Genomic DNA, 18,072 nt, shown 5'->3' with positions numbered 1-18,072 from the left:
ATGATCATCGGAGTGGGCATCGACGTGGCCGAAATCGCCCGCTTCGAGGAGGCGTTGCGGCGGACCCCGGCCCTGGCGGACCGCCTCTTCGTCCCCGCGGAACTGCGGCTCCCGGACGGCGAGCGGCGCGGCGCGGCCTCGCTCGCCGCCCGCTTCGCCGCGAAGGAGGCCCTGGCCAAGGCCCTCGGCGCGCCCCCGGGCCTGCTGTGGACCGACGCGGAGGTGTGCGCGGAGGACTCCGGCCGCCCCCGCCTGGAAGTCCGCGGCACGGTGGCCGCCAGAGCCGAGGCCCTGGGCGTGCGCACCTGGCACGTCTCCCTCTCCCACGACGCGGGCGTGGCATCGGCGGTGGTGATCGCGGAGGGGTGACCGCGACGGGCCCGCGCGGGGCCCGCGGGTCGCGTGCGCCCCGCGGCGATCGGCGTGCCTCCGGCCGGAGTTGGGCTTACGCTCGGCGCATGCGCTGTGGGTACGACGTCGAGACCGTGCGCGCCGCCGAGCGGGCGCTGATGGGCACGCTGCCTGACGGGGCCCTGATGCGGCGGGCCGCCTTCGGGCTGGCCACCGCCTGCGCCGACATGCTCGGCGGCGTCTACGGGCGACGCGTCGTCGTGCTCGCCGGGAGCGGGGACAACGGCGGCGACGCGCTGTACGCCGCCGCCGCGCTGGCCCGGCGCGGGGCCGGGGCCGTCGCCGTCGAGCTCGCGCCCGAGCGCACGCACCCCGGCGCTCTCGCCGCCCTGCGCGCCGCCGGCGGCCGCACCGTCGCCCCCGAGGACGCCGACGCCGTCATCGGCCGCGCCGACCTCGTGCTGGACGGCATCGTGGGCATCGGCGGCAAGGGCGGGCTGCGGCCGGAAGCCGCCCGGCTCGCGGAGCTGGCCCGCCGCGCCCGCGCGGCCGTCGTCGCCGTGGACCTGCCGAGCGGCATCGACCCGGACACCGGTGAGGTGGCGGGCGAGGCGGTGCGCGCCGACGTCACCGTGGCCTTCGGCGCGTACAAGCCGGGCCTGCTGATCGACCCCGGCGCCGAACACGTCGGCGCCCTGCGCTTCACCGACATCGGCCTCGGCCCGCACCTGCCGCGGACTCCCGCGCTCGAAGCGCTCCAGCACGCGGACGTCGCCGCGCTGCTGCCCTCCCCCTCCGGCGAGAGCGACAAGTACCGGCGCGGCGTCGTCGGCGTCGTCGCCGGGTCAGAGCGCTACCCGGGCGCGGCCGTGCTCGCGGTCGGCGGCGCGCTGCGCGGCGGCGCCGGTGCCGTGCGCTACGTGGGGCCGGGCGCCGACGCGGTGATCGCCCGTTTCCCCGAGACGCTGGTGAGCGCCGGGCCGCCCGCGAAGGCCGGACGGGTGCAGGCCTGGGTGATCGGCCCCGGCCTCGGCGACGACTCCCGGGCCCGGCAGGCGGTCGCCGAGGTCGTCGCCGCCGACGTGCCCGTCCTCATCGACGCCGACGCGCTGCGGCTGGCCGACCGCGAGGCGGTGCGCGCCCGCCGCGCCGGGACCGTGCTGACCCCGCACGCGGGCGAGGCCGCCGCGCTGCTGGACGCCGACCGCGGGGACGTCGAGGGCGCCCGGCTGGCGCAGGTGCGGCGGCTGGCCGAGGAGTTCCGGGCGACCGCGCTGCTGAAGGGCTCCACCACGCTGGTCGCCGGGCCGGACGGGGCCGCGGTAAGGGTCAACCCGACCGGTTCGGCCTGGCTGTCGACCGCGGGCAGCGGCGACGTGCTGTCCGGGCTGACCGGTTCGCTGCTGGCCGCCGGGCTGTCCGCGCAGGATGCCGCCTCCGTCGGCGCGTACCTGCACGGGCTGGCCGGGCGCGACCTGCCGCCGCCGTTCGGCGCCCACGAACTGGCCGATCGCGTACCGCTGGTGCGCGCCTCGATCATGGATTCCGTGACGAACGACGCACTGCCCCGAACGTGAACGCCGCGTAACGGCGCAGCACAATGGACGACGTGTCCCTGACGAGTGAGCGCCGCCGCGAGGCGACCCCCTACGTGGATCTGACCCGGGCCGAGTGGAGCGCGCTGCGTGAGCGGACGCCGTTGACGCTGAGCGCCGAGGAGGTCGAGGGGCTGCGCGGTCTCGGCGACCTGATGGACCTTGACGAGGTGCGCGACGTCTACCTGCCGCTGTCCCGGCTGCTCAACCTCTACGTCGGCGCCACCATGGGCCTGCGCGGGGCGCTCAACACCTTCCTCGACGCGGGCAACGGGCACGGCGCCCAGTCCGGCACCCCGTTCGTGATCGGGGTCGCGGGCAGCGTCGCGGTGGGCAAGTCCACCACCGCCCGCGTCCTTCAGGCCCTGCTGGCCCGCTGGCCCGAGCACCCCCGGGTGGAGCTGGTCACCACCGACGGCTTCCTGCTGCCCAACGCGGAGCTGGCGCGGCGCGGCCTGATGTCCCGCAAGGGCTTCCCGGAGTCCTACGACCGCCGGGCGCTCACCCGGTTCGTCGCCGACGTCAAGGCCGGCAAGGACGAGGTCACCGCGCCGGTGTACTCGCACCTGATCTACGACATCGTGCCCGACGAGCGGCTGGTGGTGCGCAGGCCCGACATCCTCATCGTCGAGGGCCTCAACGTGCTCCAGCCCGCGCTGCCCGGCAAGGACGGCCGCACCCGGGTCGGCCTCGCCGACTACTTCGACTTCAGCGTCTACGTGGACGCGCGCGGCGAGGACATCGAACGCTGGTACCTCAGCCGCTTCCGGATGCTGCGCGAGACCGCGTTCCAGGACCCCTCGTCGTACTTCCGCAGGTACACGCAGGTCTCCGAGGACGAGGCGCTGGACTACGCGCGGATGCTGTGGCGGACGATCAACCGCCCGAACCTGGAGCAGAACGTGGCGCCGACGCGCGGCCGCGCCACGCTGGTGCTGCGCAAGGGCCCGGACCACAAGGTCCAGCGGCTCTCCCTGCGCAAGCTGTGAGCGCCCGGCTGTCGCCGCGCGAGCTGTGAGCGCTGCTTGCGTCAAGCTGTGAGCGCCGCGCCGGTCCCGGCGCGGCGCCCGCCCCGGCCGGTCAGCCCAGGGTGCGCTTGACGACGTCCGCGAGCCGTCCGGCGACCGACCGGGCGTGGTCGATGTCGGCGGCCTCGACCATGACGCGCACCAGCGGCTCGGTGCCCGAGGGGCGCAGCAGGACGCGGCCGGTGGCGCCCAGCTCGCGTTCGGCCTCCTCGACCGCGCGGCGCAGCTCGGCCTCGGAGCCGACCCGGGACCTGTCCACGTCGGGGACGTTGACCAGCACCTGCGGCAGCCGCTCCATCACGGCGGCCAGCTCCGCCAGGGAGCGGCCGGTGGCGGCGACCCGGGCGGCGAGCAGCAGGCCGGTGAGGGTGCCGTCGCCGGTGGTGGCGTGGTCCAGCACGATGACGTGGCCGGACTGCTCGCCGCCGAGGGCGTAGCCGTTGTCCTTCATCGACTCCAGCACGTAGCGGTCGCCGACGGCGGTCTGGATCAGCCGGATGCCTTCGCGCTCCATGGCGAGCTTGAAGCCCAGGTTGGACATGACGGTGGCGACCACGGTGTTCTCCCGCAGTCCGCCCGCCTCGCGCATCGCGAGCGCGAGCACGGCGAGGATCTGGTCGCCGTCCACCTCGGCACCGGAGGCGTCCACCGCGAGGCAGCGGTCGGCGTCGCCGTCGTGGGCCACGCCGAGGTGGGCGCCGTGCTCGACGACGGCGGCGCGCAGCTTGTCCAGGTGCGTCGAGCCGCACTCGTCGTTGATGTTGAGGCCGTCCGGCTTGGTGCCGAGGGTGACGACCTCGGCGCCCGCGCGGGCGAAGGCCTCGGGCGAGACGCGGGAGGCGGCGCCGTGCGCGGCGTCGATGACGACCTTCAGGCCGTCGAGCCGGTTGGGCAGGACGCCGACGAGGTGGGCGACGTAGTTGTCGAAGCCCTGGGTGTAGTCGCGGACCCGGCCCACCCCGGCGCCGGTCGGGCGGTCCCACGGCTCACCGGAGGCGTGACCGCGGTAGGTCTCCTCGATGCGGTCCTCCAGCTCGTCGGCGAGCTTGTGACCGCCGCGGGCGAAGAACTTGATGCCGTTGTCCGGCATCGGGTTGTGGCTGGCGGAGAGCATGACGCCCAGGTCGGCGCCGAGCGCACCGGTCAGGTAGGCGACCGCGGGGGTGGGCAGCACGCCGACCCGCAGGACGTCGACTCCGGCGCTGGCCAGGCCCGCCACCACGGCGGCCTCCAGGAACTCCCCGGAGGCGCGGGGGTCGCGGCCCACGACGGCGGTCGGGCGATGGCCCTCGAAGGTGCCTGCCTCACCGAGCACGTGCGCCGCGGCGACCGACAGGCCGAGTGCCAGCTCGGCGGTGAGGTCCGCGTTCGCGACACCGCGTACCCCGTCCGTACCGAAGAGTCGTCCCACTGTGGTTCCTCCGAGATGACGATGGGGTGGCCCCGTACGGCCACCGTACGGCCCGATCCCGCGCGGTCCGCGCAGACCGTACACGGTAAGCGAACGCCCCGGAGGCGCACGACGTGCCTCCGGGGCGTTGCGACAAGCGGGATTTAGCGCTTGCTGTACTGCGGGGCCTTGCGGGCCTTCTTCAGACCGGCCTTCTTCCGCTCGATCTCGCGAGCGTCGCGGGTCAGGAAGCCCGCCTTCTTCAGCACCGCGCGGTTGTTGTCGACGTCGGCCTCGTTCAGCGAACGGGCGACGCCCAGGCGCAGCGCACCGGCCTGGCCGGAGATGCCGCCGCCGGCGATGCGGGCGATGACGTCGTAACGGCCGTCGAGCTCAAGGATCTTGAACGGCTCGTTGACTTCCTGCTGGTGCACCTTGTTGGGGAAGTACTCCTCAAGGGTGCGACCGTTGATCTTCCACTTGCCGGTGCCCGGGACGATGCGGACACGGGCGACCGAGCGCTTGCGGCGGCCGGTGCCGGCAGCCGGCTGCGGGTCGCCGAAACGGCCCGCGAGCGACTCGGAGGTGTACTCCTGCGGGGCCTCGGTGGACTCGCTGGTGTACTCGGTGATCTCGCCGTCCTCGGCGAGCGGGGCCTCAGGGGTGGTCTCAGCCACGATTCTCCTCAGATGCTTTCTGCTGGTAGCCGGTGGCCGGGACTAGCCCTGCGAAACCTGCGTGATCTCGAACGGGACGGGCTGCTGAGCGGCGTGCGGGTGCTCGGAGCCCGCGTAGACCTTCAGCTTCGAGAGCATCTGGCGGCCCAGCGTGTTCTTGGGGAGCATGCCCTTGACGGCCTTCTCGACGGCCTTCTCCGGGGCCTTCTCCATCAGCTCGTCGTAGCGGACGGAGCGCAGACCACCCGGGTAGCCGGAGTGGCGGTAGGCCATCTTCTGGGTCCGCTTGTTGCCGGACAGGTGCACCTTGTCGGCGTTGATGATGATGACGAAGTCACCGGTGTCAACGTGAGGCGCGTACACCGGCTTGTGCTTGCCCCTCAGGAGGGACGCTGCCTGGGACGCCAGACGGCCCAGGACCACGTCCTGCGCGTCGATGACGTGCCACTGGCGCTGGACATCGCCGGGCTTGGGGCTGTACGTACGCACGGTCGTAGCCTTCGCTTCTTCAGTGAGTGGGTACTGACAAGGCCACCCGGACGATCACGACAGCCCTGACGACAGACGGGTGACGCAACCCGTGTCATCGCTGGTCATCGGCCCGGTGAACCGGCGTAACGGCCTCTCACGTGAGAACGAGCAAGCCAATACGCATAACGAACTGGCAGAATACCCGCCCGGCGCCGTACGGGTCAAAACGCGTCCGGAAACGGGCGCTACAGCGCCGCCCGGGAGCCCGCCGGACGCGGTGGTCCCGCCGCGCCGCCCTGCTCGGGCACCAGCACCCGCCGGGCCCTCCCGCACCGCCAGGCCAGCAGCGCCGCCAGCCCGCCCAGCATCGCCGCGTCCTTGAAGGCGCGCCGGGTGTCGGGCAGCAGGAACGGCCAGTCGATCACCGGGACCTGCGGCACCAGCGCGATCCAGAACCACGCCTGCCGGGGCACCGAGCCCGGCACCACGGCCGACGCGAGCAGCACCGGCAGCACCACGAGGCTGTAGTGGTCGAAGGCGGGCCGGGAGACCAGGAAGGTGGCGAGCATCAGCATCGCGGCGGTCTCCACCAGCCGCAGCCGCTCCGCCACGCACGCCCGCCCGGCCCCCGACCACCAGCCGGGCACCTCGGGCCGCCCGCGTTCCAGGGCCCCGGCGCCGACCGCACCGTTCCAGCGCCGCCAGGCGCACCACACCCCGGCCGCCGCCGCGCCCGCCGCGAGCGCCGCGGCGACGTCCACCGGCACGCCGATCCGCGGCAGCACGGCCACCAGCGAGGCGTCGAAGGGCCGGGCGAACGCGTCCTGCCCGTGCAGCAGGAACGGCAGGGTGCGGGTGAAGAAGAAGGTGGGGTTGGGCATGACCAGCGCCGCGGGCAGGGAGAGCGCGACCGGGACGCCCACGGCGAGCGCGAGGGCGCGCGGCCGCCGGGCGAACAGGAACAGCAGCGCCAGCGGCACCAGCATCGGCTTGACCGCGACCGCGGCCCCGATCACCACCCCGGCGGCCGACCAGCGCGAGCGGGACATCAGCAGCAGCGCCAGCGGCAGCGCGGCGGCGCTGGCGGCGGTCCAGTTGCCGAGCGCGACCAGGCTGCGGAACGGGGCGAAGAACGCGAGGCCGCCCGCGACCAGCGTGGCCAGCCGGCTGCGCCAGGGGACGTCGAAGATTCGCAGGGCGAGGAACCAGCCGGCCACCACCAGGCCCGCGGTGAGGGTCGGGACCAGGGGGCGCAGCATCCAGTGCGGCAGCAGCGCCTCCGGCACGGCGGCCAGCACGCTGCTGGGCAGATAGAGGAAGCGGCGGTCGGAATAAGGCGAGCCGCCGTGCAGGAAGGTACTGGCGGCCTTGACCACGAAGGCGTTGTCGGAGCCGTCGGTGCCGCTGCGGCGGTAGACCTCGAAGACCGAGGCGAGCAGCAGGACGACGGCGGTGACGCGCGCCTGCCAGGAGGCGGGTCTCACCAGCCAGCCCGTTATACCCAGTTCTTCCGATTTACCCCAAGTCACACTCCGGATGCTAAGCGTGGCCGCCCGCGCCCGCACGCCGTCGCGCTACCTGCTGCGCTCCACCCGGCCCTCGTCCCACAGCGGCTCCGGCGCCTCGCGGACCACGCCGTCGGCGCCGAAGACCAGGAAGCGGTCGAAGGAGCGGGCGAACCAGCGGTCGTGGGTGACCGCGAGCACCGTGCCCTCGTACGCCTCCAGCCCGGCCTGGAGGGCGTCGGCGCTCTCCAGGTCGAGGTTGTCGGTGGGCTCGTCCAGCAGCAGCGCGGTGGAGCCCGCCAGCTCCAGCAGCAGGATGCGGAAGCGGGCCTGCTGGCCGCCGGAGAGGGTGCCGTAGCGCTGGTCGCCCTGGCGTTCCAGCTCGTAGCGGCGCAGCGCGCTCATCGCCCGGCCCCGGTCGCGGGCGTGCTCGGTCCACAGGATGTCGACGAGGGTGCGCCCCTCCAGACCGGGCGTGGCGTCGGTCTGCGCGAAGTGGCCGGCCACGACGCGGGCGCCGAGCCGCCAGGTCCCGGTGTGCGCGACTTCGCCGCCCGCCAGCAGGCGCAGGAAGTGCGACTTGCCGGAGCCGTTGGAGCCGAGGACGGCGACCCGCTCGCCGTAGAAGACCTCCAGGTCGAACGGCTTCATCAGGCCGGTCAGCTCCAGGCCCTCGCAGGTGACGGCGCGCAGCCCGGTGCGGCCGCCGCGCAGCCGCATCCTGATGTCCTGCTCGCGCGGCGGCTCCTGCGGCGGCCCGGCCTCCTCGAACTTCGCCAGCCGGGTGACGGCCGCCTGGAGCCGGGAGGCCATGTCCGAGTTGAACGCGGCTTTCTGACGGTACGTCAGCACCAGGCTCTTGAGCTTGGCGTGCTGCTCGTCCCAGCGCCTGCGCAACTCCTCGAAGCGGGCGAAGCGTTCCCTGCGGGCCTGGTGGTAGGTGGCGAAGCCGCCGCCGTGCGTCCACACGTCGCTGCCCGCCGGGCCCGGCTCGACGCTGACGACGCGGTCGGCGGCGCGGGCCAGCAGTTCCCGGTCGTGACTGACGAACAGCACCGTCTTGCGGGTCGCCCGCAGCTGCTCCTCCAGCCAGCGCTTGCCGGGCACGTCCAGGTAGTTGTCCGGCTCGTCGAGCAGCAGGACCTGGTCGGTGCCGCGCAGCAGGGCCTCCAGCACCAGCCGCTTCTGCTCGCCGCCGGACAGGGTGCGCACCTCGCGCCACTGGGCCCGTTCGTACGGCACGCCCAGCGCCGCCGTCGTGCACATGTCCCACAGCGTCTCGGCCTCGTAGCCCCCGGCCTCCGCCCAGTCGGCGAGCGCCTGGGCATAGGCGAGCTGGGCGGGTTCGTCGTCCTGCGCCATGATGTCCAGCTCGGCGGCGTCGACCGCGCGGGCCGCGTCGCGCACCCGGCGGCGGGCGACGGAGACCAGCAGGTCGCGCACGGTGCGGTCGTCGCGCACCGAGCCGACGAACTGCGGCATCACGCCGAGCCCGCCGCTGACCGTCACCGAGCCGCCGTCCGGCGTCAGCTCCCCCGCGAGCAGCCGCAGCAGCGTGGTCTTGCCCGCGCCGTTGGCGCCCACCAGCGCGACCCGGTCGCCCTCGCCGACCCGGAACGAGACGTCACCGAGCAGCACCCGGCCGTCCGGCAGGAGGTACTCCAGGTGTGCCGCTTCGAGGTGTCCCATGGCTGGATTCTCACCCCGCGCCCTCCGCCGCCCAACAGATTTTCAGCGGTACGGGAAAGCGGCCCGGAGCGGCTGCGGGGTGACTCCGGGGTGACCGCGGAGCGGCTGCGGGGTGGTCGTACGGGCCATGGAGGCGACGTTGGGCCTCCAATAGGATCGCGCCATGACGGATGGGCCGCAGCAGCCGAACACGCCCCAGGAAACGCCCGGATCGCCGGAACAGGCCCAGCCGCCGCAGGGCTCACCCGGCGCCGGGGAGCAGCCGAGGCGGCCCAACCCCCGCCAGCCCACGCTGCCGTTCCGCGCCGACACCTCGTCCCCCGGATACGGCTACCCGCCCGCGCAGCCGCCGCAGGGCTACGGGTACCCGCCCGCCCAGCCGTCCGGTTACGGCTTCCCGCCCGCCGACCCCGCCGCCCCGCAGCAGCCCGCCTGGTCGCCGCCCGCCGTCAACCTCGCGCGCAGCGGCTTCCCCCAGCAGCCGCACGGGCCGGGCGCCGAACCCGACTGGTCGGCGCTGGCGGAGCGCACCGAGGCGGAAGGACGGCGCCGCAAGGTGCTGTTCGCGGCCGGCGGCGTGCTGGCCGCCGCCCTGGTCGCCGCGATCGTGGCCACCGCCGTCGTCGTCACCGGCCACCACAAGCACCCGGTCGCCGCCCCCGACACCGCGCCCAGCAGCCCCCAGCCGACCCCCAGCTTCTCCGACGTCACCCCGCCGCCCCCGCCGGACCCGCTGGCGATCCTGTCGGACCCGAAGAAGGACACCGCGCCGCTCACCCCGGACGGGCTCTTCCCCGGCACCCGACTCGTCATGGACGGGCGGACGTACGCCAAGGGCGCCACCGACTCCACGGCGGTGTGCGCCGACTACGCCGCCGCGGGCCTGGGCACCGTGCTGTCCGACGAGGGCTGCCGCAAGATGCTGCGCGCGACGTACGAACGCGGCGGCGTCGCGGTCACCGTGGGCGTGGCCGTCTTCGACACCAAGGCCGAGGCGGACACGGCGAAGACGGACTTCACCGGCTACGTCGTCCCGCTGTCCGGCGCGGGCGTCCCCGCGTTCTGCCACGCCACCGCCTGCCACACGAGCGCCAACTCGGTTGGCCGGTACGCCTACTTCACGATCTCCGGCTTCACCAACGGCTCCGCGGTCACCTCGACGGACACCACGGCACGGCAGGCGGGCGACGACATCGCGTCCTTCGCGTTCAACCGCATCGTCCAGCGGGGGCGCGACGAGGGGCAGTCGGAGGGCGGTTAGCAGTCAGGGGCGCGGGGAACTGCTCAACAACCGGGCAAAGTCCGCCTGTTGCGGGCCGCCACCGCTCGCGCGGCCAGCTCCTCGTCGGCCGGGTAGCCCACCTCCTCCAGGGTCAGGCCGTGCGGCCGCACCACGTTGACCGCGGAGTGCCGCACCTTTCCGGCCAGCACCTCGCCGGGGAAGCCCACCGGCCGGTGCCCGTCGCCGACCAGCAGCATCGCGCCGACCAGCGCCCGCACCATGTTGTGGCAGAAGGCGTCGGCCCGCACGGTCGCCACCGCGAGCCCGTCCGCGTCCCGCTCCCAGCCCAGCTCCAGCAGGGTGCGGATGGTGGTCGCGCCCTCGCGCTTCTTGCAGTACGCGGCGAAGTCGTGCTCCCCCAGCAGCAGCCGGGCCGCCTCGTTCATCAGGTCGACGTCCACCGGCCGGTCGTGCCAGAGCACGTGCCCGCGCAGCAGCGGATCGACGCCGCCGGGATGGTCGCCGACCCGGTACGCGTACCGCCGCCAGATCGCCGAGAACCGCGCGTCGAACCCGGGAGGCGCCGCGCTCACCCGCCACACCCGCACGTCCCACGGCAGCCGGCCGGCGAGCCTGCGCAGCAGCCTGCCGCTCTCCCGCTCCCACACCTCGGCGGGCAGGTCGACGTGCGCGACCTGGCCGCGGGCGTGCACCCCGGCGTCGGTGCGCCCGGCCACCGTCAGCTCCACCGGCTCCGGCAGCCGCAGCACCGTGGTGATGGCCGACTCCAGCTCGCCCTGGACGGTCCGCCGGGTGCGCTGCTTGGCCCACCCGGAGAAGTCCTCGCCGTCATAGCTCAGGTCCAGCCGTACCCGTACCCGTGCGTCGCTCACCCGTAGATCCTCTCCCACACGCGGAACGGGCCCGCCCCCAGTGACCTGGGGTGCGGGCCCGCTCCCGGACGAGCCGTCAGGCTCAGGCGTCCTCGGACTCCTCGGCGGCCTCGACCGCCGGAGCCTCGGTGGCCTCGGCCTTCTTGGCCTCGTCCTCCTTCACCGCGCGCTTGGTCGCGGCCTCGGCCTCACCGGTGGCCTGCTGGGCCACGGTCAGCGCCTCCACCAGCTCGATGACCGCCATCGGGGCGTTGTCGCCACGACGGGGACCGATCTTGGTGATACGGGTGTAGCCACCCGGACGGTTCTCGTACCGCGGGGCGATCTCCGAGAAGAGCGTGTAGACCACGTCCTTGTCGGTGATGTCGCGCAGCACCAGGCGACGGTTGTGGATGTCGCCCTTCCTCGCCTTGGTGATCAGCTTCTCGGCGTACGGACGCAGCCGACGAGCCTTCGCCTCGGTGGTGGTGATGCGGCCGTGCTCGAAGAGCGCCTTGGCGAGGTTCGCCAGGAGCAGCTTCTCGTGCGCGGCGCTGCCGCCCAGACGGGCACCCTTGGTGGGCTTCGGCATGGTGTTTCTCCTTGAATCTGCGCCGGCCGTACCAGGTACCGACGACAGGACCCCGTAGGCGGCCGCCTACGGGCAGTTTTAAGGAGCGGGGCTACGCCCCGCCCTCAAGGGGCGCGGGGAACTGCGCGACCAGCCGAAGCGGGCCCGCAGTCCCCGTACGACCCACGGAACAACGGCGGAACCGGAATCCCGCCAGCCCCCGCGGAGCGATCAGTACTGCTCGGTCTCGACGAAACCCGTGTCGTCGTCGTCCGCGCCGAACGCGTCCGCCGCGGCGGTCGGGTCGAATCCGGGCGGGCTGTCCTTGAGCGCCAGGCCCATGCCGGCCAGCTTCGCCTTGACCTCGTCGATCGACTTGGCACCGAAGTTGCGGATGTCGAGCAGGTCCGCCTCGGAGCGGGCCACCAGCTCGCCCACCGAGTGGATGCCCTCGCGCTTGAGGCAGTTGTAGGAGCGGACGGTCAGCTCCAGCTCCTCGATCGGCAGCGCCAGATCGGCGGCGAGCGCGGCGTCCGTCGGGGACGGGCCCATGTCGATGCCCTCGGCGTCGACGTTCAGCTCGCGCGCCAGGCCGAACAGCTCGACCAGGGTCTTGCCCGCCGACGCCATGGCGTCACGCGGCCGCATCGCCTGCTTGGTCTCGACGTCGACGATCAGCTTGTCGAAGTCGGTGCGCTGCTCGACACGGGTCGCCTCGACCTTGTAGGTGACCTTGAGCACCGGGCTGTAGATGGAGTCGACCGGGATACGGCCGATCTCCTGGCCCTGCTGCTTGTTCTGGACGGCGGAGACGTAGCCGCGACCGCGCTCGACGGTCAGCTCCATCTCCAGCTTGCCCTTGCCGTTGAGGGTGGCGAGGACCAGGTCCGGGTTGTGCACCTCGACACCGGCCGGCGGCGCGATGTCCGCGGCGGTGACCAGGCCGGGGCCCTGCTTGCGCAGGTACATCACGACCGGCTCGTCGTGCTCCGAGGAGACGACCAGCTGCTTGATGTTGAGGATGAGGTCGGTGACGTCCTCCTTGACGCCCGGCACGGTGGTGAACTCGTGCAGGACACCGTCGATCCGGATCGACGTGACCGCCGCGCCGGGGATCGAGGACAGGAGGGTACGACGCAGGGAGTTGCCGAGCGTGTAGCCGAAGCCGGGCTCCAGCGGCTCGATCACGAACCGGGAGCGGTACTCGTCGACGACCTCTTCGGTCAGCGACGGACGCTGAGCGATCAGCATGTGTTCTCAGATCCTTCAGTCGAGGACGCCCGCTATTTGACGTCCGCTGTACTGACTAAGGGTACGGGCGGCACGGCGCGAACGCGCCGCACCGCCCGGCCCCACGAGCCTTACTTGGAGTAAAGCTCCACGATCAGCTGCTCCTGCACCTGGGTGTCGATCACCTGGCGCTCGGGCAGCGAGTGGACGAGGATGCGGAGCTTGGCGGGGTTGGACTCCAGCCACGCCGGCACCGTCTTCTCGCCCGCCTCGGCGGCAGCGACCACGAACGGGGTCAGCTGACGCGAGGAGGAACGGACCTCCACGATGTCGTTCGGGGCGACCCGAGCCGACGGGATGTCCGTCTTGCGGCCGTTCACGGTGATGTGACCGTGGCGGACCAGCTGACGGGCGTGGTCGCGGGACTTGGCGAAGCCGGCCCGGTAGACCACGTTGTCCAGACGGGACTCCAGGATGCGAAGAAGGTTCTCACCGGTCTTGCCGGTCTTCTTGTTCGCCTCCTCGTAGTACCCGCGGAACTGCTTCTCAAGGACACCGTAGATGCGCGCGCACTTCTGCTTCTCGCGCTTCTGCAGCAGGTACTCGCTGTCCTTGGTGCGCCCGCGTCCGTGCTCACCCGGGGGGTAAGGACGGATCTCGATCGGGCACTTCGCGCTCTCGCACTTGCTCCCCTTGAGGAAGAGCTTCTGCTTCTCCCGACGGCATCGCTTGCAGTCGGCCCCGGTGTAACGCGCCATTGTCTAGTTGTCTCCTACTTCAGCTGGTCAGACGCGGCGGCGCTTGGGCGGGCGGCAGCCGTTGTGCGGAGTCGGCGTGACGTCCTGGATCGAACCGACCTCGAGGCCGGTGGCCTGGAGGGAGCGGATCGCGGTCTCACGGCCGGAGCCGGGACCCTTGACGAACACGTCGACCTTGCGCATGCCGTGCTCCTGCGCGCGGCGGGCGGCCGACTCGGCGGCCATCTGCGCGGCGAACGGAGTGGACTTGCGCGAGCCCTTGAAGCCGACGTGGCCGGCGGAGGCCCAGGAGATCACGTTCCCGGTGGGGTCGGTGATCGAGACGATGGTGTTGTTGAACGTGCTCTTGATGTGAGCGTGCCCGTGGGCGACGTTCTTCTTCTCCTTGCGGCGCACCTTCTTGGCAGCGCCCTGACGACCCTTGGGGGGCATCCTTTATCTCCTGTGGGGAGGTGGTCGGTCCTACAGCGAAGACCGCTGACGAGCGTCCGCTGAGGACTACTTCTTGCCCGGCTTCTTCTTGCCGGCGATCGCGCGACGCGGGCCCTTGCGGGTGCGGGCGTTGGTGTGGGTGCGCTGACCGTGCACCGGCAGACCACGGCGGTGCCGCAGACCCTGGTAGCAGCCGATCTCGACCTTGCGGCGGATGTCGGCCTGAACCTCACGGCGGAGGTCACCCTCGGTCGTGTAGTTCTCGTCGACCCACTTGCCGATCTTGACGAGGTCGTCCTCGGCCAGGTCGCGAACGCGGACGTCCGGGTTCACGCCGGTGTTCTTCAGGGTCTCCTGGGCACGGGTGCGACCGATGCCGAAGACGTAGGTCAGAGCGACCTCGACGCGCTTGTCGCGCGGGAGGTCCACCCCGGAAATGCGTGCCATGAAAACTGGCTCCTGTGACTGGTTCGGAGGTCTTCCGCAGCACCGTTCCCGTAAGACTCGTTCCAAGGCTTACGAGCCGGGTCCCCGGCCTCCACCGGGGGTGTCGTCCCCGCGCCGAGCGAGGGGTCGGGTGACTGCGTATGTACGTGTCGCTGCTTGCGTCGCGCGAAGTTCTGCGAGGTGCGGGTCGTGCGTCAGCCCTGGCGCTGCTTGTGGCGCAGGTTGTCGCAGATGACCATGACCCGGCCGTGACGGCGGATCACCTTGCACTTGTCGCAGATCTTCTTGACGCTCGGCTTGACCTTCATGGGATGAGGTTCTCCGGGTCGTGAGATCTACTCGTTGCTACTTGTAGCGGTAGACGATCCGTCCGCGCGTCAGGTCGTAAGGAGACAGCTCCACCACGACCCGGTCATCGGGGAGGATGCGGATGTAGTGCATACGCATCTTGCCGCTGATGTGCGCGAGGACCTTGTGACCGTTCTGCAGCTCCACCTTGAACATCGCGTTCGGCAGAGACTCGATCACGGTGCCCTCGATTTCGATGGCGCCTTGCTTCTTGGCCATGTCCTGCTTTCGGGATCGGCTACCTTGGTGGCTCCCGGGCACCCGGCGGACCCGCCCGGAAAGAGGCAAGCCTGAGGACACACGTGAGCCGACGTGTCAGTCTACGTCAGCCCATCCGGAAAGACTAATCCGGGGTCGTTCCCCGCAGCCTGCCCCGGTTCCAAGATCGTTACGCGGAAGTGCCGGGCGTCCGGCCCGGCGCACTCCCGTTCTCGCGCGCCCCCCGCGGGCTCAGCCCAGCGGGTCCGGCGCCGCCTCGATGCCCATCTCGGCGAGCTTCGCCCGGCCGCCGTCCGGCGCGGTGAGCACCAGCGGACCCCGCTCGGTCAACGCGATGGAGTGCTCCCAGTGACAGGCCCAGGTGCCGTCGTCGGTGAGCACCGTCCACTCGTCCTCCAGCACGTGGGTGCGGGGGGTGCCCAGGGAGACCATCGGCTCGATCGCCAGGCACATGCCCGGCACCAGCTTGGGGCCGCGGCCGCGCTTGCGGGAGACGTAGTTGAGCAGGTGCGGGTCCATGTGCATCTGGGTGCCGATGCCGTGGCCGCCGTAGTCCTCGATGATCCCGTACTTGCCGGTCGCCGGACGCGGCTGGCGGCGGATGTAGTTCTCGATGGCCTTGGAGATGTCGACCAGCCGGTCACCGTTGCGGAACGCGGCGATGCCCGCCCACATCGACTCCTCGGTGACCCGGCTCAGCTCGACCACCTCGGGCGCGTGCCCGGAGCCGACGAACGCGGTGAAGGCCGCGTCGCCGTGCCAGCCGTCGACGATGGCGCCCGCGTCGATCGAGATGATGTCGCCGGACTTCAGCACGGTCTCGCGGTCCGGGATGCCGTGCACCACGACCTCGTTGACCGAGGTGCAGATGTTGCCGGGGAAGCCGCCGTAACCCAGGAAGTTCGGCTTGGCACCGTGGTCGGCGATCACCTTCGCGGCGATCTCGTCCAGCTCCTTGGTGGACGTCCCCGGCTGGGCGGCCTCACCGCAGGCCCGGTGGATCGCGGCGACGACCAGTCCCGCCTCGCGCATCTTCGCGATCTGCTCGGGGGTCTTGATCTCCACCATGGCGTTGCGCCTTCCCTGGTCTCGTGAGTGGTGCGGCCGCGGGCCGGTTCCCACAAATGTACGGCCGCGGCGCCCCCAGGGGCACCGCGGCCGTCGTCGTACTGCGGGCACACGCGCGGCGAGCGGCCGCGCGCGGCGGGGTCAGACCGACTCGGCGGCGCCGAGGGCCTCCATCGCGCGGCGGGTGACCTCGTCCACCGTGCCGAGCGCCGAGATCGTGACCACCAGGTCCTGCGCCTTGTAGTAGTCGATGATCGGCTCGGTCTCGCTGTGGTAGACCTCCAGCCGCACCCGCACCTTGTCCTCGGTGTCGTCGTCGCGCTGGTACAGCTCGCCGCCGCACACGTCGCAGACGCCCTCGGTCTTCGGCGGGTTGTAGCTCACGTGGTAGACGTGGGCGCCGTCCTTGCGGCACAGCCGGCGGCCGGCGATCCGCTTGACGACCTCGTCCTCGGGGACCTCCAGGTCGAGCACGCCGTCGAGCGTGACCTCCTTGTCCCGCAGGTAGGCGTCGAGCGCCTCGGCCTGGCCGAGGTTGCGCGGGAAACCGTCCAGCAGGAAGCCCTCGGCGGCGTCCGCCTCCTCCAGCCGGTCCTTCGCCATCGCGATGGTGACCTCGTCCGGTACCAGCCGCCCGGAGCTGGTGTACTCCTGGGCCTTCCTGCCGAGGGCGGTGCCCTGGCTGATGTTGCTGCGGAAGAGATCCCCGGTGGAGATGTGCGGGATCGACAGGTTCTTGGCGAGGTACTGGGCCTGCGTGCCCTTACCCGCGCCAGGGGGCCCGACGAGGACGATTCTCATCAGCGGAGGAACCCTTCGTAGTTACGCTGCTGAAGCTGGCTCTCGATCTGCTTCACGGTCTCCAGACCGACGCCCACGATGATGAGAATGCTCGTGCCGCCGAACGGGAAGTTCTGGCTCCCGTTGAACAGCGCGATCGCCACCGTGGGAACAAGGGCGATCAGACCCAGGTACAGCGAACCCGGCCAGGTGATCCGGTTGAGCACGTAGCCCAGGTACTCCGCCGTGGGTCGTCCCGCCCGGATGCCCGGGATGAACCCACCATACTTCTTCATGTTGTCGGCAACTTCTTCGGGGTTGAAGGAAATGGCCACGTAGAAGAAGGCGAAGAAAACAATCAGGAGGAAGTACAGGGCCAGGTAGACCGGGTGGTCACCCTTGGTGAGATTCGTGCTGATCCACTGGGCCCATCCGGACGTGGTGTTACCGCTGAACTGCACGATCAGCGCCGGAATGTAGAGCAGCGACGACGCGAAGATGACGGGAATCACACCGGCCTGGTTGACCTTGAGCGGGATGTACGTCGAGGTCCCGCCGTAGGACCGGCGGCCGATCATGCGCTTCGCGTACTGCACCGGCACCCGCCGCTGCGCCTGCTCGACGAAGACCACCAGGCAGACGATGGCCAGGCCGACGATGATCACGCCGAAGAACTCGCCCCAGCCGCCGAGGATCTTGCCGGACTGCTTGATCGCCCACAGCGAGCCGGGGAAGCCGGCCGCGATCGAGGTGAACATCAGGATCGACATGCCGTTGCCGATGCCGCGGTCGGTGATCAGCTCGCCGAGCCACATGATCATCACGGTGCCGGCGGTCATGGTGATGACCATGACGGCGGTGCGGAAGATCGAGGTGTCCGGGATGATCTGGTTGCCGACCTGGCAGGTGCGGAAGAGCGTGCCGCTCTGGGCGGTGGCCACCAGGCCGGTGCCCTGGAGGATGGCGAGCGCCAGCGTCAGGTACCGGGTGTACTGGGTGATCTTCGTGGTGCCGGCCTGGCCCTCCTTCTTGAGGGCTTCCAGACGCGGGATGACCACGGTCAGCAGCTGGAGGATGATGCTCGCCGTGATGTACGGCATGATGCCGAGGGCGAAGATCGTCAGCTGGAGCAGCGCGCCGCCGCTGAACATGTTGATCATGCCGAAGAGGCCGCCGTTGCCGCCGGCTTCCTTGATGCACTGGTTGACGTTCGCGTAGTCCACGCCGGGGATCGGGATGGTCGCGCCGAGCCGGAACAGCACCAGGATGCCCAAGGTGAACAGCAGCTTCTTGCGCAGGTCGGGCGTCCTGAACGCCCGGGCGAACGCGGTGAGCACGGTGCCTCCTGCGCCCCCCGCGGCGTCGCGCGGAAGGGTCGGTCGTGAGGGTGGCTGGTTATGCGGTCCTCGCCACCTTACC

20 protein-coding genes are annotated in these 18,072 nt (G+C 71.4%); 4 read left to right on the top strand and 16 right to left on the bottom strand.

From position 1 onward, the window contains the following. From K7472_RS03115 to coaA, 3 genes are all read left to right on the top strand, one after another. Entirely contained in the window at nt 1-369 is a 369-nt protein-coding gene (locus tag K7472_RS03115; protein WP_222973659.1) for a holo-ACP synthase, read from the top strand. An 89-nt stretch (nt 370-458) separates the two neighbouring features. Further along, nucleotides 459-1,928 carry an NAD(P)H-hydrate dehydratase gene (locus K7472_RS03110; protein ID WP_222973657.1) on the top strand — a complete coding sequence of 490 codons (1,470 nt, stop codon included), beginning with the start codon at nt 459-461 and terminating at the stop codon, nt 1,926-1,928. Between the two features lie 23 nt (nt 1,929-1,951). Beyond that, nucleotides 1,952-2,935, top strand: coding sequence for a type I pantothenate kinase (gene coaA, locus K7472_RS03105; RefSeq protein ID WP_222973655.1), 984 nt, complete (start codon nt 1,952-1,954; stop codon nt 2,933-2,935). A gap of 91 nt (nt 2,936-3,026) precedes the next feature. On the opposite strand, the gene glmM is transcribed toward coaA, so the two are convergent. The 5 genes from glmM to K7472_RS03080 all read right to left on the bottom strand — a co-directional run bounded on the left by glmM (nt 3,027) and on the right by K7472_RS03080 (nt 8,706). Then, the gene (gene glmM, locus K7472_RS03100; protein ID WP_222973654.1) at nt 3,027-4,385 is read right to left on the bottom strand and encodes a phosphoglucosamine mutase; all 1,359 of its coding nucleotides are present in this window, start codon (nt 4,383-4,385) and stop codon (nt 3,027-3,029) included. 143 nt (nt 4,386-4,528) lie between these two features. Continuing rightward, nucleotides 4,529-5,041, bottom strand: coding sequence for a 30S ribosomal protein S9 (gene rpsI / locus K7472_RS03095; protein WP_222973653.1), 513 nt, complete (start codon nt 5,039-5,041; stop codon nt 4,529-4,531). Between the two features lie 42 nt (nt 5,042-5,083). Then, nucleotides 5,084-5,530 carry a 50S ribosomal protein L13 gene (gene rplM / locus K7472_RS03090; protein ID WP_222973652.1) on the bottom strand — a complete coding sequence of 149 codons (447 nt, stop codon included), beginning with the start codon at nt 5,528-5,530 and terminating at the stop codon, nt 5,084-5,086. Nucleotides 5,531-5,757: 227 nt separating this feature from the next. Next, on the bottom strand, nt 5,758-6,996 hold the full coding sequence (locus tag K7472_RS03085; protein ID WP_308013745.1) for a glycosyltransferase family 87 protein: 1,239 nt from the start codon (nt 6,994-6,996) through the stop codon (nt 5,758-5,760). A gap of 90 nt (nt 6,997-7,086) precedes the next feature. Continuing rightward, nucleotides 7,087-8,706, bottom strand: a complete 1,620-nt coding sequence (locus K7472_RS03080) for an ABC-F family ATP-binding cassette domain-containing protein (RefSeq protein ID WP_222973649.1) — start codon at nt 8,704-8,706, stop codon at nt 7,087-7,089. Nucleotides 8,707-8,869: 163 nt separating this feature from the next. Between K7472_RS03080 and K7472_RS03075 the strand changes: the two genes are divergently transcribed. Continuing rightward, nucleotides 8,870-9,967: a chromosomal replication initiator protein DnaA gene (locus K7472_RS03075; protein WP_222973647.1), complete on the top strand. Its 1,098-nt coding sequence runs from the start codon at nt 8,870-8,872 to the stop codon at nt 9,965-9,967. Nucleotides 9,968-9,990: 23 nt separating this feature from the next. Here K7472_RS03075 and truA read toward each other — a convergent pair whose 3' ends face one another. The 11 genes from truA to secY form a co-directional block, all read right to left on the bottom strand. Further along, the gene (gene truA, locus K7472_RS03070; RefSeq protein WP_222973646.1) at nt 9,991-10,821 is read right to left on the bottom strand and encodes a tRNA pseudouridine(38-40) synthase TruA; all 831 of its coding nucleotides are present in this window, start codon (nt 10,819-10,821) and stop codon (nt 9,991-9,993) included. Nucleotides 10,822-10,903: 82 nt separating this feature from the next. Beyond that, a complete protein-coding gene (gene rplQ, locus K7472_RS03065) occupies nt 10,904-11,392 on the bottom strand; it encodes a 50S ribosomal protein L17 (RefSeq protein WP_222973644.1) in 489 nt (162 codons plus the stop codon). A gap of 210 nt (nt 11,393-11,602) precedes the next feature. Continuing rightward, on the bottom strand, nt 11,603-12,622 hold the full coding sequence (locus tag K7472_RS03060) for a DNA-directed RNA polymerase subunit alpha (protein WP_222973642.1): 1,020 nt from the start codon (nt 12,620-12,622) through the stop codon (nt 11,603-11,605). Between the two features lie 110 nt (nt 12,623-12,732). Further along, entirely contained in the window at nt 12,733-13,359 is a 627-nt protein-coding gene (gene rpsD, locus K7472_RS03055) for a 30S ribosomal protein S4 (protein WP_222973640.1), read from the bottom strand. A gap of 27 nt (nt 13,360-13,386) precedes the next feature. Continuing rightward, nucleotides 13,387-13,791 (bottom strand): 30S ribosomal protein S11, encoded by a 405-nt coding sequence (gene rpsK, locus K7472_RS03050; RefSeq protein ID WP_003948617.1) that lies wholly within the window; start codon nt 13,789-13,791, stop codon nt 13,387-13,389. A gap of 66 nt (nt 13,792-13,857) precedes the next feature. Next, nucleotides 13,858-14,238, bottom strand: coding sequence for a 30S ribosomal protein S13 (rpsM, locus tag K7472_RS03045; protein ID WP_222973639.1), 381 nt, complete (start codon nt 14,236-14,238; stop codon nt 13,858-13,860). Nucleotides 14,239-14,432: 194 nt separating this feature from the next. Beyond that, complete coding sequence (gene rpmJ / locus K7472_RS03040; RefSeq protein ID WP_003956441.1) at nt 14,433-14,546, bottom strand: 50S ribosomal protein L36; 114 nt, start codon at nt 14,544-14,546, stop codon at nt 14,433-14,435. 37 nt (nt 14,547-14,583) lie between these two features. Beyond that, nucleotides 14,584-14,805 carry a translation initiation factor IF-1 gene (gene infA, locus K7472_RS03035; protein ID WP_003956442.1) on the bottom strand — a complete coding sequence of 74 codons (222 nt, stop codon included), beginning with the start codon at nt 14,803-14,805 and terminating at the stop codon, nt 14,584-14,586. A gap of 231 nt (nt 14,806-15,036) precedes the next feature. Next, a complete protein-coding gene (map, locus tag K7472_RS03030) occupies nt 15,037-15,873 on the bottom strand; it encodes a type I methionyl aminopeptidase (protein ID WP_222973638.1) in 837 nt (278 codons plus the stop codon). 141 nt (nt 15,874-16,014) lie between these two features. After that, nucleotides 16,015-16,674: an adenylate kinase gene (locus K7472_RS03025; RefSeq protein ID WP_222973637.1), complete on the bottom strand. Its 660-nt coding sequence runs from the start codon at nt 16,672-16,674 to the stop codon at nt 16,015-16,017. Continuing rightward, a complete protein-coding gene (gene secY, locus K7472_RS03020; protein ID WP_222973635.1) occupies nt 16,674-17,990 on the bottom strand; it encodes a preprotein translocase subunit SecY in 1,317 nt (438 codons plus the stop codon). Before secY ends, K7472_RS03025 begins: the two co-directional genes overlap by 1 nt. Between the last annotated feature and the right edge of the window lie 82 nt (nt 17,991-18,072).

This window comes from Streptantibioticus parmotrematis, from assembly GCF_019890615.1.
Lineage (GTDB): Bacteria > Actinomycetota > Actinomycetes > Streptomycetales > Streptomycetaceae > Streptantibioticus_D > Streptantibioticus_D parmotrematis.
Note: the sequence above shows the minus strand (reverse complement) of the source record. Positions and strands in the feature narration are given on the sequence as shown.

Excerpts from the sequence above, each read along its gene's own strand:
- K7472_RS03115 (WP_222973659.1), top strand. The coding sequence starts at position 1 with ATGATCATCGGAGTGGGCATCGACGTGGCCGAAATCGCCCGCTTCGAG.
- K7472_RS03110 (WP_222973657.1), top strand. The coding sequence starts at position 459 with ATGCGCTGTGGGTACGACGTCGAGACCGTGCGCGCCGCCGAGCGGGCG.
- coaA (WP_222973655.1), top strand. The coding sequence starts at position 1,952 with ATGGACGACGTGTCCCTGACGAGTGAGCGCCGCCGCGAGGCGACCCCC.
- K7472_RS03080 (WP_222973649.1), bottom strand. The coding sequence starts at position 8,706 with ATGGGACACCTCGAAGCGGCACACCTGGAGTACCTCCTGCCGGACGGC.
- K7472_RS03075 (WP_222973647.1), top strand. The coding sequence starts at position 8,870 with ATGACGGATGGGCCGCAGCAGCCGAACACGCCCCAGGAAACGCCCGGA.
- rplQ (WP_222973644.1), bottom strand. The coding sequence starts at position 11,392 with ATGCCGAAGCCCACCAAGGGTGCCCGTCTGGGCGGCAGCGCCGCGCAC.
- K7472_RS03060 (WP_222973642.1), bottom strand. The coding sequence starts at position 12,622 with ATGCTGATCGCTCAGCGTCCGTCGCTGACCGAAGAGGTCGTCGACGAG.
- rpsD (WP_222973640.1), bottom strand. The coding sequence starts at position 13,359 with ATGGCGCGTTACACCGGGGCCGACTGCAAGCGATGCCGTCGGGAGAAG.
- rpsK (WP_003948617.1), bottom strand. The coding sequence starts at position 13,791 with ATGCCCCCCAAGGGTCGTCAGGGCGCTGCCAAGAAGGTGCGCCGCAAG.
- rpsM (WP_222973639.1), bottom strand. The coding sequence starts at position 14,238 with ATGGCACGCATTTCCGGGGTGGACCTCCCGCGCGACAAGCGCGTCGAG.
- rpmJ (WP_003956441.1), bottom strand. The coding sequence starts at position 14,546 with ATGAAGGTCAAGCCGAGCGTCAAGAAGATCTGCGACAAGTGCAAGGTG.
- infA (WP_003956442.1), bottom strand. The coding sequence starts at position 14,805 with ATGGCCAAGAAGCAAGGCGCCATCGAAATCGAGGGCACCGTGATCGAG.
- map (WP_222973638.1), bottom strand. The coding sequence starts at position 15,873 with ATGGTGGAGATCAAGACCCCCGAGCAGATCGCGAAGATGCGCGAGGCG.
- K7472_RS03025 (WP_222973637.1), bottom strand. The coding sequence starts at position 16,674 with ATGAGAATCGTCCTCGTCGGGCCCCCTGGCGCGGGTAAGGGCACGCAG.